The organism is Streptomyces sp. NPDC012510, assembly GCF_042955065.1.
In the GTDB taxonomy this organism is placed as follows: Bacteria; Actinomycetota; Actinomycetes; order Streptomycetales; family Streptomycetaceae; genus Streptomyces.
Window position 1 is genome coordinate 48,516 of record NZ_JBIBEN010000005.1, and the last position, 14,025, is coordinate 62,540.

Genomic DNA, 14,025 nt, shown 5'->3' on the forward strand with positions numbered 1-14,025 from the left:
CTTCCTCCGGAACCGCTGTACGGGGACACCTTCGTCTGTCATTCGATCCCGTTCAGCCCGTCGGCGCCACGTCCTATTCCGCCTGAGGCGTCATTCCCGCCCCAGCACCACGGTCCCCGAGGAGCAGAACCACCCGCCCGTCCCCGAGGCCACCGCCAGACGGGGGACGTGGCCGTCGGCGGCTCGCACCTGACGGGCGCCGGCCTCGCCGCGCAGTTGGCGTACGGCTTCGACGAGGAGGAAGAGCCCGCGCATGCCCGGGTGCTGGGCGGAGAGACCGCCGCCGTCGGTGTTGACCGGGAGCTCGCCGGTGAGAGTCAGACGGTTCTTCTCGACGAAGGAGCCGCCCTCCCCCTTCGCGCAGAAGCCGAGGTCCTCCAGGGTCACGAGGGTCATGTAGGTGAAGGCGTCGTAGAGCTCGGCGAAGTCGATCTCGGCGGGTCCCACCCCCGCGCGCTCGAAAGCCAGACGGCCGCTGACCGCCGCCGGGGAGACCGTGAAGTCGGGCCACTCGGACATGGTGGTGTGCGAGGTGTACTCGCCGGTGCCGAGAATCCAGACGGGGGTCGTCGGCCGGCAGTCCCGTACGTACTCCTCGGCCGCCAGCAGGACCGCCGCGCCCCCGTCGGAGCGGATGCAGCAGTGGAGCTTGGTGAACGGGTCGGCGATCGGCGAGGAGGACAGCACGTCGTCGACGGTGATCGGGGTGCGGAACATGGCCTCGGGGTTGGCCGTCGCGTTCGCCCGCGCCTGGACGGCCACCGAGGCCAGCTGTTCCAGGGTCGTGCCGTACTCGTGCATATGGCGGCGCGCGGCCATGGCGTACTTGGCGATCAGGGTGTGCCCGTAGGGGACCTCGTACTGGAGGGGGCCGCGCGCTCCGAAGGAGAGGTTGCCGGTGCGGCGGCCCGCCTTGATGTCGGCGCGGGCCGTGGAGCCGTAGACGAGGAGGACGACGTTCGCGTGCCCGGCGGCGATCGCGTCCGCCGCGTGCGCCGCCATCACCTCCCAGGTCGCGCCCCCGACCGAGGTGGAGTCCACCCAGGTCGGCCGCAGGCCCAGATACTCCGCCACCTCCACCGGCGCCAGTGTGCCGAGGCCGGCCGATGCCAGACCGTCGATCGCCGTGCGCTCCAGCCCCGCGTCGGCGAGGGCCCGACGGGCTGCCTGCGCGTGGAGCGCGTACGGGGTCACACCGTCCACCCGGCCGCAGGCGGAGAGGGCCGCGCCCACGATCGCCACCTTGCGTCGACCTGCCACGGAAGCCATAAATCTGACGGTACATCAGGTATGAGTCTGTGCATCAGGGTGCGCCGGGCCTAATATGACGAACCGTCAGATGGCGACGGGGAACTCGCCCCCGTGCCGCGGGGAATTCGGGAAGGGGCCTGGCATGGATGCCCGCTTCACCGCCGAGCAGGAGGAGATCCGGCGCACGCTGAGGGAGTTGCTGCTCAAGCGCTGTGGTCCGGAGGAGGTCCGGGCGGCCGTGCGGACCGGGGAGGGGTACGACGGCGCGCTCTGGGCCGTCCTCTCCGAACAGCTCGGTCTGCCGGGACTCGCCCTCCCGGGGGTGTACGGCGGTGTCGGCTGCTCGGTCACCGAACTTGCTCTGGCAGCCGAGGAGTTGGGCCGCACGTTGGCCCCCTCGCCGCTGCTGTCCACCTCCGTCCTCGTCACGCCCCTGGTCCTTGCCCTCGGCACCGAGCGGCAGCGCGCCGAACTTCTGCCCCGCCTCGCCTCCGGACAGCTCACCGCCGCCCTCGCCGTACCGGGCCCCGCCCTGGCAACCGCGCTGGCGCTGACCGGTGACAACCGGGGCGCCTGGGCCGGTGGCGGCCGGGCCGGCGGTGTGCAGGCACGACGTGCGGGGGAGGGCTGGCGGCTTTACGGAGAGGTCGGACAGGTCCTCGACGGGCACAGCGCGGACCTGCTGCTCGTGGCCGCCCACACCGGTGGGTTCACTCGCTCACGGACCCTGCTGTTTCTCGTACGGGCGCAGAGCGGGCAGGGAGGCTCCGGATCTGCCCCTGGCTCCGGCCCTGGTCCCGGATCTGGCTCCGGCTCCAACTCAGGCTCCAACTCCGGCTCCGGCTCCGAGTCCGAGTCCAGGCTCGTGCGGATGCGGCAGACCTCCCTCGACGAGACGCGGCCGATGGCGCGGCTCGAACTACGCGACGTGGAAGGGGAGTTGCTCGGTCGCGACGGTGGCGGTGGCGGTGGCGGCGAGGTGCTGTCCGCCCTGGCCGAGGTCGGGGACGCGGCCGCCGCCGTACTCGCCGCCGAGGCCGTGGGCGCCGCCGACCGGGCGTTGGAGCGGACGGTCGCGCATGTGCGGCAGCGGGAGCAGTTCGGACGGCCGATCGGGTCGTTCCAGGCGGTGAAGCACCGGCTCGCGGAGGTGTATGTGCGTGTGCGGGCGGCCAGGTCGGCGGTGTACTACGCGGCCTGGGCGGCCGGGGCCGGGCCCGCCGGGGGGTGCGGCGCGGGCCGGGAGCGGGTGGGCGGGGAGAGCGGCCGGGAGCGGGTCGGCGGCCTGGCGCTCGCCGAGGCCCTGGAGGCGCTGCGGTTCGCCGCCGGGGAAGGGATCCAGTTGCACGGGGGGATCGGGTTCACCTGGGAACACGAGGCCCACCTGTACTTCAAGCGGGCCGCCGGGGACGAACTGCTCTTCGGGCCGGTGCACCGGCTGCGCGGGCGGGCGGCTGACGCGGCGGAGCTCTTCACGGGCGGCGGGCGGGACGAGCGCGGGGAGGCGCGGGGCTGATGGCTTCGAGGGGCGCGGACGAGAGGGCTCACGAGATGGTCGACGGGAGGCCCCACGGGAGGGCTCACGGGAAGGTGGACGGGATGCGGGAGGGGATGAAGGGCTTGGGCGTGCGGCTGGTGCAGAAGGTGTCCTCGGCTCCGGCGTTCGCCCGGGTCGCGCCGTATGTCATCCCCGCGCTGGACCGGGCCGTGCACCGGGTCACCCGGGGCCGGGTGCTGCTCAGCGCGCAGTTGCTGCCGGGTGTCGTCCTGACCGCCACCGGGGCGCGCAGCGGGGTGCCGCGTCGTACGCCGCTGGCCTGTATGCCGGAATCGGGCGGTGGCAGTTGGGTCCTCGTCGGGTCGAACTTCGGCCGCCCCGGCCACCCTGCCTGGAGCGCCAACCTGCTGGCCCACCCGGACGCCGAGATCAGTTGGAAGGGCGAGGACATCCCCGTCACCGCGCATCTGCTGCGGGGCGAGGAACGGGCCGCGGTGTGGCAGGAGTTGCTGAGGTTCTGGCCGCCGTACTCGACGTATCAGGCCCGGGTGGACCGGGAGATACGGGTGTTCCGGATCGTACGGCGCTGAGTGGCCCCCGGGTTGGTTCGGCTGCGCGGGTCGGTTCGGCTGCCTGGATCGGTTGGGCTGCCCGTGTTGGTTCGGCTGCCCGGGTCGGTTCGGCTGCTCCGAGAGCCGTCCCGGCCCCCTCCCGGGTGTGACTGGCCCCCTGAACGCGGCGGACGGCCGCCTCGGTCGAGGGTGCCGCCTGCTTGACAGGAATCGCGTCCGGGGCAGGCCGGAGGGAGTGTGCCCGGTTACTTCGTGGGCTTCTTCCCGGTAATGCCCATGTGGACCAACAGGGCCAGGTTGGGCTTCAGTTCGGCCTGTTTGACGCCCCAGGTCTGGAAGCCCTTCTGGTGCGAGGAGACCGAAGCGAGCATGGCGACGAGGGAGCCGGCGAGGGCCGCCGGGTTGACGTCCTTGTCGACGCGGCCCTTGGCCTGCAGCTCGGAGACCGTCTGCGAGAGGGAGTTGGTGACCGAGTTCAGGATCTTCATGCGGATCTTGTAGAAGCGTTTGTCGCCCTCGGCGGCGCCCAGGTCGACGACGCGCAGGATCGCGTCGTTCCTGCGCCAGAACTCCAGGAAACCGTCGACGAGTTCCTGGGCGGTCTGCCAGCCGGCCTTGCCGACCCAGGAGCGGCCTTCGAGGAGGCTTGTCAACGTGGCGCCCTCCGTGGCCATTTGCTCGGCGATCTCCAGGACGGCGCCTTCGACGTCCGGGAAGTACTGGTAGAAGGTGGCCGGTGACGTCCCCGCCTTCCGGGCGACATCAATGACCTTGACGTCCCGGTAGGGCGACGAGTTGAGCATCTCGCTGAGGCAGTCGAGCAGCTTCTGCCGGGTCGCCTGCCCTCGTCGGCCGGCCACGCGGCCGTCGACGGTACGCACTTGTCCTGTCATGCCGTCAGCTTACCGAGGGGTGATCGGAACGCGATTCGGCCGACTGCAAATGGGGAGCAAGGGCCTTACCAAGGGGTTCGTGGGGTGAGGGCGGGCGCGTTGGCGGGTTTCTTTCGCCCGCGCCGCCCCTACCCGTCCCTTCCCAGAGGCCGCGCCCCTTCGACCCCCTCGGGTGCGTTGTCGGGTGCGGGCCGGTGGGGGTTCTCGCGCAGTTCCCCGCGCCCCTGAAAACGGAGTCCTGAAAGGGGCCGCACACCTCGGGCACGTCCTTCCCGCTCGCCCCGGCCGGGCGCCTTCGGCGGGCGTTCGCCGGGTGTGGCCCTTAGCTTGGGCCTATGGCCGATGAGACGGGAGGCGCCGCCGACACGGGAGCCGTCGCGTACCCCGAGGGTGTCCCGTGCTGGGTGGACGCCCAGTTGCCCGATGTGGAGGCGGGCAAGCGGTTCTACGGCGAACTCTTCGGTTGGACCTTCGCGGTGGCCCCCGGCGACGGTGCCCACGAGGTGTGGGCCTACGCCTCGGACGAGCCCACCGCCCCCGTCGCCGCCCTCGCCCCCAAGCCCGACGGGCGGCTGCCCACCGTCTGGACCGTGCACTTCGCGACGCCGGACGCGTTCGCCCTCGCGGCCCGGATCACCGCGGCCGGGGGACAGGTGATCACCCCGCCGACCCCGGTCGGCACGCTGGGCACGGCCGTGCTGGCCACGGACCCGGAGGGAGCCGTCTTCGGTCTCTGGCAGGCTGCCGCGCACCTCGGCTTCGGGCGGCGGCACGAACCCGGCACCTTCGCGTGGGCCGAGCTCTACACCCGGGACACCGAGGCGGCCAACTCCTTCTACGCGGACCTCTTCCACGACGCCCTCTTCGGCCCGGACGCGGCCCCCGACTTCGGCCGGGCCACGCTCACGGACGTCTTCCCCGCGGAGATGCCGCCGCACTTCCTGGTCCACTTCGCGACGGAGGACTGCGAGGCCGCCCTCGGGACCGTAGGCCGGCTCGGGGGCCGGGTCCAGGTGCCGCCGTTCGACACGTCGTACGGGAATGTGGCGGTCGTCACGGACAGCCAAGGGGCGTCGTTCGCGCTGCTCGAGCGCGGGGGCGGAAGCGGCTGGCGGGAGGCTCCGCGGGCGGGGGACCAGGCGGAGCAGCGCCCGGACGAGCTCCGGCAACAGGGCGACGACCAGCACGGGGACGAGGCCTGACCAGGGGGAGCACGTGCGTTCGGCCGGGCCGGGGGATGGCTGCTGACCAGCGGGAAGACGGCTGCCGGACGGTGGGTGGTGAGGGGGTCCGGGCGTCGGCGCACGGCGCCGGAGGAGTACCGGGGACGCCGGATGGGCAGACGTACGGGGTTGTGCGCCGGTGGTACGCCGTTCGCCGAGGTGTCCCACCATCCGGGCTCCCGCTTCCCGAGACGCGGACAACATGGTTTTGTCCTGAGACACCCCGATCCGCCCCCGGGTTCGCAACCTGCCCCCGGTAGCAGGAAGAATCGGGGTGCGTGCCGCCATGGCGGTGCGGTGGTGAGACGCTGCACGGGGGTCGCGCACACTACGTGGGTGACGCGGTCCGTACGGGGAGGTGGCAGGGCAAGTGGTGGATCAGCTGACGCAGCACGATCCGCGGCGGATCGGGCCGTTCGAGGTGCTGGGACGGCTGGGTGCCGGCGGCATGGGGCTGGTCTATCTGGCGCGCTCCGCGTCGGGTCGGCGCGTGGCGATCAAGACGGTGCGGACGGAGCTGGCCGAGGACCAGCTCTTCCGGGTCCGTTTCACGCGTGAGGTCGAGGCGGCCCGCGCGGTGTCCGGTTTCTACACGGCCGCCGTGGTCGACGCCGACCCGCGTGCCGCCGTGCCGTGGCTGGCGACCGCGTACGTTCCCGCGCCCTCGCTCGAGGAGATAGTGAACGACTGCGGACCGATGCCGGTCCAGGCCGTCCGCTGGCTCGCGGCGGGCGTGGCCGAGGCCCTCCAGTCGATCCACGGCGCCGGACTCGTCCACCGTGACCTCAAGCCCTCCAACGTCCTCGTCGTCGAGGACGGCCCGCGCGTGATCGACTTCGGCATCGCGTCCGGCGTCTCGAACACGCGTTTGACGATGACCAATGTGGCGGTCGGCACGCCCGCGTACATGTCACCCGAACAGGCGAAGGACTCGCGGAGCGTGACGGGTGCGAGCGACGTCTTCTCGCTCGGCTCGATGCTCGTGTTCGCCGCCACCGGTCATGCGCCGTTCCACGGGGCCAACCCCGTGGAGACCGTCTTCATGCTGCTGCGCGAGGGCCCGGACCTCTCCGGTCTCCCGGACGATCTCCGGCCGCTCATCGAGTCCTGTATGCAGATGGACCCGACGGCCCGCCCCAACCCCGCCGACCTCCAGGCCCAGCTCGCGCCCCACCTCTTCGGCTCCGGTTCGGACGACAGCGGCACGGCGTCGGCGTGGCTGCCCGAGAAGGCGGTCAGCCTGATCGAGACCCGCCGGGGCGGACGCCCGGCGCCCAAGCAGCAGACCTCCGGCGGCCGCGGTGGTGCCGGGTCCGGCGCCGGTCCGCGCCCGCCCGCCCCCGTACCGCCGCCCCCACCCCCGTACGATCCCGCGCCCGTCGCCCACGGTGCCCCCGACACCGGCCCGGTACGGCTCGCCGGGGGCCAGGTGCCCATCGGGCCCGGTCCGCGCGTGGCCGACGCCCGCGCCGCCGCCGTGAAGGCGCCCCCTCCGGAGGCCGGCCTCGCCGCGTCCTGGTCCCGGCCGCGCGCCGGCGTGAACGGCGCGGATCCCGCGCCCTCCGCGACCGTCCCGCCCGCCCCGGAACCGGCGGCCTCGGGCTGGCGCCCTTGGCGTTTCCGCATGTCCAACGACGTCTGGGGCACCCCGTCCGTCGCCGACGACCTCGTCTACGTCACCTCCTTCGAGGTGCACGCGCTGGACGTGGCCACCGGCCGGCGCCGCTTCAAGACCCGCGACGTCGCCTGGTCGATGGCGGTCGCGGACGGCCGTATCCACGCCTCCGACGGCCCGACCCTCTTCGCGCTCGACGCCCGTGAGGGCGGTGACCTGTGGCGGCTGTCCACGGAGGCCTGGGTGTACTCCCTGAAGGCCGACCGGGGCACGGTGGTCACCGCCACCCGGGGCGGCGGCGTCCAGGGCTGGGAGGCCTCCAACGGGCAGAAGCTGTGGGAGCTGACCGGCGCCCAGGCCGACTTCGAGTCCGCCGAGGCGGGCCCCGTCGTCCAGGACGGCACGGTGTACATCTGGAAGGACGCCCGCCTGCGCGCCCTGGACGCCCGTACGGGCGACGAGCGCTGGTCGTACCCCATCGGGGACGCGGCGTCCTGCGGCGGGGTCCCGGTGCGGCTGACACCGGCCTCCGACGGCTATGTGTACATCGCCGCCGGAAGCCGCGTCCTGGCCGTCGACATCGCGAGCGGGCACGTCCGCTGGCACTTCGAGGCGCCGGCGGTGTTCCTGTCCGCGCCGACGTTCGCGCCCGGCCCGGCCGTCACCGGCGGTGGCGTCTACCTTGCCGACTACCTCGGCACGGTCTACGCCCTCGACGCGACCGACGGCCGCGACCGGTGGAGGATCGCGACGGAGTCCCGCTCCTCCCTGGAGCCGGTCCTCGTCGCCGCCGGGCACGTCCACGTCGGCAGCGGCAAGGGGCTCTACACCCTCGACGCGGTCACGGGGACGCCGAAGTGGCGGTTCCAGGCGGGCGGCGAGATCGTGGGGGCGCCGTCGGTGGCGGAGGGGCGTATCCACTTCGGTTCGACGGATCACCTGCTGTACACGCTGAAGGCGGACGACGGCCGACTGCGCTGGAAGCTCGCGACCGGCGGCGAGATCACCGGGTCGCCCGTCGTCAAGGACGGGGTCGTGTACGCGTGCAGCAAGGACAGATGCGTGTACGCGCTGGACGCGGAGAAGGGGACGGGGACGGCGCGGACCTCGTGAGGGGCGTGCGGAGGAGTGACCTGGGCGAGGCCTACGCCCCGGTCGCCCGGTTCTGGACCTCGGCGTTCAGGCCCGCGCGCTCCAGGGCCCTGGTCATGGCGGGCCGGTCCCACTCCCGCCGGTCGGGCTCGGCGACGAGGGACAGCAGCAGGTCGGGTGTCAGCCGGTAGTCCTCGGCGGCGTCCAGCAGTGTCGCGGCCTCGCCGGCCGGCATGGCACCGTGGTCCGAGTCGCCGATCGTCCGCAGCACCGCCGTCCTGTCGACGAAGCGGCTCAGACCGCAGTCGAGTCCGTCGTCGTCCAGGGTCGCCGGGTACGGTGACCGGCCCCAGACGCCGTTCTCGTACCAGTAGGCACACCCCAGTTCACCGCTGTCCACCAGCTCCGTCAGCCGGTCGTGGGGCAGCCAGCCGGGGGCGTCGGCGAGCACGTCGACCGGCGGCTCGTGCCATCGGACGCCGCTCGACTCGTCCTCGCCGAAGAGCACGAACCGCCCCTCCCCACGCGGTTCGAATCCCCACCAGGTGCAGCCGCAGTCGTCGAGATGGAGTCCCTTGTCGTCCACCCAGGTTCCGGTACGGTGATGCCCCGCCTGCTCGTCCTCGGTGGTGGCCTCCAGCACGGCGACGAGCGCCCAACGGGCCCACAGCACCTCGGCCGCCGGCAAGTCCCCGGGCAGTCCGGGCCGGTTGATGGTCATGAGTCGCTCTCTCCGCACTCGACGTCCCTCAGGTTCACGGTCGGTCGGATTCTCCCCCTCGGCGGCCGTGCGGTGCCGGTCGCCCGTCCGTCCGGTGAGTGCCGCTTGCACGGATTTCCGGGGCTCTGCGGGCTGTTAGGGTGTCGTGCACCTGCCACCGGACTCGTCCGATTTGCAGGAGTGACAGCAACGCGAAGCTACTCAACGGGGGTTGAGAAAGTGCAGTCTCGTCATGTCCGCGCCGTCGCCGTCTTCGGCATAGCCGTCATCGCCCTCACCGGAGCCCGCGGCTCCGGCGGCGCAGGCTGCTCCGGCGGAAGTTCCTCCTCCAGCAGTTCCTCCAGCTCCAGCGGCGGCAGTGACGGCGGCAGCTCGACGTCCACGGGTGGGAGCACCACCACGGGGACGGGCGGGTCGTCCGCTTCCAAGGGCGCCGCCAGGGATCTGAAGATCGAGACCTGCACCTACGACAACGGCCTCGTCGCCCGCGTCCGCGCCACCAACAGCAGCTCGACCAGCACGTACACCTACAAGTTCGACGTCGAGTTCACCGACTCCAACGGCAAGGTTTTGCACACCGCCGAGGACGGCGGCATCGCGTCGGTGCCCGCGGGCTCCTCCGACACCCTCGACGTCACCGCGCCACAGAGCGCGGTGGGCGACGCCGAGTTCAGCGGCGGAAGCTGCAAGCTCACCGACCTGTCCCGTTACACCGGTTGAGCGGGGGCGTGATGCGCGGGCGCACACGGGCGCGCGGGCTGAGGTTCGCGTCGACGGCGGTGATCGTCGTACTCGCCCTCACCGGGTTCTCGACGGGGCGTGGTTCCGGCGGCTCCGGTTCCAGCGGCTCCAGCGGCGGAAGTGACGGGGGCGGCGGGGGCTGCAGCTCCTCGTCCCAGGACCACGACAGTTCCTCGTCATCGTCCTCGGGCGGCACGTCCGGTCTCGGCAAGAGCGACTACGACGACGACTACGACGACAGCTATGACGACCCGTACGACGACGGGTCCAGCGGCAGCGGCGACAGCGGCGACAGTACAGAGGACCCCGGGGAGTCCCCGGAGGACGGCACCGCCAAGCTGGTGAGCTGCGCCTCCTCCGCCCATCCGTACGCGACCGTCGAGGTCACGAACCCCAACGCGTACGAGGCGGACTTCGTCACCGAGGTGGCCTTCGTCGACAAGGCGGGCCGGACGGTGGTCGCGGACGACGAGAAGGTCACCGTGTCCGCGAACGGGGTGGCCGAGGTCAAGGTGTACGTCGGCGACCCGGACGACCTCGCCGAGGTGGAGGAGTGCGAGGTCGAGCCCGAGGCGCTCTGGACCAGTAGCTGAGAGCCGGGCTGAACACCGGGGAAAGGCCGCACGTGAGAACGGGTATGAAGTCCTCACTCTCCGCGATGCCCCGGTTTTCGCGGTCTGCGCGGTCTGCGCGGTCAGCGCGGGCTGTGCGGGCTGTGCGGGCTGTGCGGTCCTCGCGCCGGGCCGTGTCCGGGTCGTCGCGGCTCGGCTGGCTGGACGCCCTGCGCGGGATCGCCGCGATCGTCGTGGTGTTCGACCACTCCTCGTACTCCTTCATGGCGGAGTTCCGAAGGGAGCTGATGCCGGAGTTCAACACCAGCCGTTACGGCATCATGGTGTTCTTCCTGGTCAGCGGTTACATCATCCCCGCGTCGCTGGAACGCCGGGGCTGTGTGAGGACGTTCTGGACCGGTCGGCTCTTCCGCATCTACCCGCTGTGCGCGGCCGTCGTCGCCGGTCTGTTCGTGGCCGACCGGTTGGGCGTGGCGGAGATCCGGGACTTCGGCGGACAGAGCCTCGCGTCGGTGGCCCTGGCCCATCTCACGCTGTTCCAGGAGCTGTTGGGCACCCCCAACCTTCTCCTGGTCCTGTGGACGCTCTCGTACGAGATGGCCTTCTACCTGCTGGTCGTCGGGCTCTTCACGGTTCGCCTGCACCGGCGGTCGGGCGCGGTCGCCATCACCCTGGCGGGGCTCGCCGCGCTGAGTGTGGCGGCCGGGTTCGCGCTGCCGCCGTCGGCCCTCTCCGAGGAACTGGGCACCGGCCGGCTGATCGCGCTCGCGTCGGTCGTGATGGTCGTCGCCATCGCCTGCGCGAGCACCGGCTCGACTGCCCTGAGGGTGTTCGGCGGCGTGCTCGGCGGGATCCTCGCGCTGGCCCTGGTCGCCTTCAACGGCACGGTGCCGGTGTGGGAGGGCCTGGTGATCCTCGCCGTGATGTTCCTCGGCACGGCGGTGTACCGGGCCGACACCGGGCAGAGCGGCTGGTCGTACGCGGGGTGCGCGGCGGCAGTGGTCGTCGTCTGCGCGGTCGGGAGCGCGTATGTCGACGGCGACGGGGGCCACTTCACCCGGCGCGCCTGGATCGTGTCCTTCCTGCTGGCCGTCGTCACCTTCGGCGTCGGGCTGGCGCTGCGTCGGCGCCGGATCCCGCGTCTGCTCACCTTCCTGGGCACGATCAGCTACTCGGTCTACCTGGTGCATCCGCTGCTGCTGGCGGTGAGCGACGGCACGATCGGCCGCCGACGCCACGACGACCTCGTCCTCGAAGTGGTCTTCTACGCCGTCCTGTTGCCGGTGTGCGTCCTGACGTACCACTGCGTCGAGGCACCGGCCCAGAGGTGGGGCCGACGCCTGACACGCCGCGACGCCCCGGACCGGGCGGGGGCCCCGGACCGGGCGGGGACCGGGGCGGAGTCGGAGTCGGCGCCGGCAGCGGAGCCGGCGCCGGATCGAGTGGGTTGAAGCGAAGGAGTCAGACTCTCATCGCGTCCGGAACCCGCCGCGCCGCCGCGCCGTGAACAGTGCGCCCTGCCCTTCCGCCGGTTGGTTGCCCAGCGAGATCAGGTGCGGGGCGTACGCGAGGGCGTGTGTCCGCGCCGCTTCGCGGGCCGACCAGCAGGCCCGGACCGTGCCCTGGACGGCCTCCGGGGGATACCCGGCGATCACTTCGGCGCACCGCACGGCCGCGGCGACGGACTCGCCGGGCTCCGTCACCTCCGACACCAGCCCCACCTCGTGGGCCCGTCGCGCCGACATCCGCTCGGCGGTGCCCATCAGCGCCATGCGCGCTGCCTCCCCGTACGGCATCCGCTGGGCCATCAGGATCGACTCGAAGGCGCTGACCATGCCGTAGGTGGTGTGCGGGTCGAAGAAGGTGGCGCGGGGGTCGGCGACGAGGAAGTCGGACTCGCCAAGGAGGTAGAAGGCACCGCCGCAGGCCATGCCGTTCACCGCCGCGATCACCGGTGTCCAGAGGTCGTTCGACTTCGGGCCGACCCTCAGGAGGGGGTCCTCGATCGAGTACGGGGAGTCCGGCTGCGGCACGGCGTTCACCGCGTCCCGGTCGAGGCCCGTGCAGAAGGCCCGATCGCCGGCGCCGGTCACCACGACGGCCCGTACGGTGTCGTCGAAACGCAACCGCCGCCACAAGGAGGTGAGTTGCTCCGCCATGGTCAGGTCCACGGCGTTCAGTTTCTCCGGGCGGTCCAGCGTGACGAGTGCCACGCCCGTGTCCTTGTCCGTCGTGGTGCGCAGGGTCACGGTCGCTCCAGTGCCCATTGGGGCAGGCCGGTGTCGGTGAAGACGACCTGGACCCGGGCGCCGATCCGGATCCGTTCCGCCGGCACGGAGTTCAGGCGGGCGCCCGGCTCGCTCACCAGGTTGCCGACCAGACGGATCCGGGGCGCGTCGGCCAGTTCGACGAGGACGACGTTGTACGGGGACTGCTCGGCGTACTCGGGGAGGAGGGGTGGGTGGGGGAGGACGTAGGACCAGATGCGGCCCCGGCCGGCGACCCGGCGCCACTCCGTCGCGAAGGACCGGCAGAGGGGGCAGCAAGGGCGGGGCGGGAAGCGGAGTTCGCCGCAGTCGGCGCAGGACTGGATCCGTAGTTCGCCCTGGGCGGCGTACTCCCAGAAGGGGGCGCCGTCGTCGTCCACGACCGGTGTCAGCATCTCGACTTCCTCTCGCCGTCGCTCGATCAGTTGCGGAGCAGCAGGGCCGAGGTCGGTACGCCCTCGCCCGCCGTCACCAGGCAGGTCGCCGCCCCGGGCACCTGGGCGGTGCTCGTGCCGCGCAACTGCCGTACGCCCTCGGTGATCAGGTTGAAGCCGTGGACGTAGGCCTCGCTGAGGCCGCCGCCCGAGGTGTTGAGGGGCAGTCGTCCGCCGATTTCGAGGGCGCCCCCCTCCGTGTACGCGCCGCCCTCGCCCCGGTCGCAGAAGCCGTAGCCCTCCAGGGAGAGGGGGATGAGAGCGGTGAAGGCGTCGTAGATCTGGGCCACGTCGACGTCGTCCGGGGTGAGGTCCGAGTGCTTCCAGAGGTGGCGGGCGGCGGTCCAGGCCGGGCCGGTCAGCGGGTCGTCGTTCCAGTAGTTGACCATGCCGTGGTGCTGGGCGGGCAGGCCCTGGGCGGCGGAGTGGACGTAGACCGGGGCCCGGCGGCAGTCGCGGGCGCGCTCGGCGGAGACGACCACGCACGCCAACGCCCCGTCGGTCTCCAGGCAGTTGTCGAAGAGGCAGAGGGGCTCGCTGATCCAGCGGGAGTTCATGTACATATCGCGGGTCAGCGGGCGGTCGTACATGATCGCGGCGGGGTTCTGGTTCGCTCTGTTGCGGCAGGCCAAGGCCACGTTGAAGAGGTGGTCGCGGGTGGTGCCGTACTCGTGCATGTGGCGGCGCGCGAGCATGGCTATCTCGTCGGCCGGACGGAGCAGGCCGTACGGGCGGGTCCACTGGGCGGGCGTGGGGAGTTGGACCGTGGTGTTCTTCCACGGGCGGGGGCCCGAGCCGCGCTTGCGGGACCGCCAGGCGACGCCCACCGTGGCCTGCCCGGTCGCGATCGCGGCGGCGAGATGGGCGACCGTGGCACAGGAACCGCCGCCGCCGTAGCCGACCTTGCTGAAGAACGTGAGGTCACCCAGGCCGAGCGCCTTGGCGACCTCGACCTCGTCCGTCTCCTCCATCGTGTAGGAGGCGAGCGCGTCGACCTCGTCCGGCGCGATCCCGGCGTCGTCCAGCGCGGCGAGGATCGCCCGACACGCCAACGTCCGTTCTGTTTCGGGTAGTTGCTTGGCGAAAGGGGTCTGGCCGATGCCGACGATCGCTGTCGCGTCCTTGAGCACGGCCATGGGGCACACC

Annotated in this window: 13 protein-coding genes; 7 read left to right on the forward strand and 6 right to left on the reverse strand. The window is 72.0% G+C overall.

The window, feature by feature from the left end; all coding sequences use genetic code 11:
- Nucleotides 1-90: 90 nt before the first annotated feature.
- The gene (locus tag ACFY9I_RS10370; protein WP_390999282.1) at nt 91-1,269 is read right to left on the reverse strand and encodes an acetyl-CoA acetyltransferase; all 1,179 of its coding nucleotides are present in this window, start codon (nt 1,267-1,269) and stop codon (nt 91-93) included.
- Between the two features lie 124 nt (nt 1,270-1,393).
- Here ACFY9I_RS10370 and ACFY9I_RS10375 point away from each other — a divergent pair, with 124 nt between their 5' ends.
- Nucleotides 1,394-2,767, forward strand: a complete 1,374-nt coding sequence (locus tag ACFY9I_RS10375; RefSeq protein WP_390999284.1) for an acyl-CoA dehydrogenase family protein — start codon at nt 1,394-1,396, stop codon at nt 2,765-2,767.
- A gap of 83 nt (nt 2,768-2,850) precedes the next feature.
- Complete coding sequence (locus ACFY9I_RS10380) at nt 2,851-3,339, forward strand: nitroreductase/quinone reductase family protein (RefSeq protein WP_390999287.1); 489 nt, start codon at nt 2,851-2,853, stop codon at nt 3,337-3,339.
- Between the two features lie 227 nt (nt 3,340-3,566).
- Here the strand turns inward: ACFY9I_RS10380 and ACFY9I_RS10385 are convergent, their stop codons facing one another.
- On the reverse strand, nt 3,567-4,214 hold the full coding sequence (locus ACFY9I_RS10385) for a TetR family transcriptional regulator (RefSeq protein WP_390999290.1): 648 nt from the start codon (nt 4,212-4,214) through the stop codon (nt 3,567-3,569).
- A gap of 335 nt (nt 4,215-4,549) precedes the next feature.
- On the opposite strand from ACFY9I_RS10385, the gene ACFY9I_RS10390 reads away from it, so the two are divergent.
- Nucleotides 4,550-5,416 carry a VOC family protein gene (locus tag ACFY9I_RS10390; RefSeq protein ID WP_390999293.1) on the forward strand — a complete coding sequence of 289 codons (867 nt, stop codon included), beginning with the start codon at nt 4,550-4,552 and terminating at the stop codon, nt 5,414-5,416.
- A gap of 391 nt (nt 5,417-5,807) precedes the next feature.
- Complete coding sequence (locus tag ACFY9I_RS10395) at nt 5,808-8,165, forward strand: PQQ-binding-like beta-propeller repeat protein (RefSeq protein WP_390999296.1); 2,358 nt, start codon at nt 5,808-5,810, stop codon at nt 8,163-8,165.
- A 31-nt stretch (nt 8,166-8,196) separates the two neighbouring features.
- Here the strand turns inward: ACFY9I_RS10395 and ACFY9I_RS10400 are convergent, their stop codons facing one another.
- Nucleotides 8,197-8,865: a hypothetical protein gene (locus ACFY9I_RS10400; protein WP_390999298.1), complete on the reverse strand. Its 669-nt coding sequence runs from the start codon at nt 8,863-8,865 to the stop codon at nt 8,197-8,199.
- A 219-nt stretch (nt 8,866-9,084) separates the two neighbouring features.
- Here ACFY9I_RS10400 and ACFY9I_RS10405 point away from each other — a divergent pair, with 219 nt between their 5' ends.
- The 3 genes from ACFY9I_RS10405 (at nt 9,085) to ACFY9I_RS10415 (ending at nt 11,629) form a co-directional block, all read left to right on the forward strand.
- Complete coding sequence (locus ACFY9I_RS10405) at nt 9,085-9,585, forward strand: hypothetical protein (protein ID WP_390999301.1); 501 nt, start codon at nt 9,085-9,087, stop codon at nt 9,583-9,585.
- A gap of 11 nt (nt 9,586-9,596) precedes the next feature.
- Nucleotides 9,597-10,199, forward strand: coding sequence for a hypothetical protein (locus ACFY9I_RS10410; RefSeq protein ID WP_390999304.1), 603 nt, complete (start codon nt 9,597-9,599; stop codon nt 10,197-10,199).
- A gap of 152 nt (nt 10,200-10,351) precedes the next feature.
- Nucleotides 10,352-11,629 carry an acyltransferase family protein gene (locus ACFY9I_RS10415; protein WP_390999307.1) on the forward strand — a complete coding sequence of 426 codons (1,278 nt, stop codon included), beginning with the start codon at nt 10,352-10,354 and terminating at the stop codon, nt 11,627-11,629.
- A gap of 18 nt (nt 11,630-11,647) precedes the next feature.
- Here ACFY9I_RS10415 and ACFY9I_RS10420 read toward each other — a convergent pair whose 3' ends face one another.
- Genes ACFY9I_RS10420 through ACFY9I_RS10430 form a run of 3 tightly spaced genes read right to left on the reverse strand, consistent with a single transcriptional unit; the run spans nt 11,648 to nt 14,015 of the window.
- On the reverse strand, nt 11,648-12,427 hold the full coding sequence (locus ACFY9I_RS10420; RefSeq protein WP_390999310.1) for an enoyl-CoA hydratase-related protein: 780 nt from the start codon (nt 12,425-12,427) through the stop codon (nt 11,648-11,650).
- Nucleotides 12,424-12,840: an OB-fold domain-containing protein gene (locus ACFY9I_RS10425; protein ID WP_390999313.1), complete on the reverse strand. Its 417-nt coding sequence runs from the start codon at nt 12,838-12,840 to the stop codon at nt 12,424-12,426. Before ACFY9I_RS10425 ends, ACFY9I_RS10420 begins: the two co-directional genes overlap by 4 nt.
- A 26-nt stretch (nt 12,841-12,866) precedes the next feature.
- Nucleotides 12,867-14,015, reverse strand: coding sequence for a lipid-transfer protein (locus tag ACFY9I_RS10430; protein ID WP_390999316.1), 1,149 nt, complete (start codon nt 14,013-14,015; stop codon nt 12,867-12,869).
- Between the last annotated feature and the right edge of the window lie 10 nt (nt 14,016-14,025).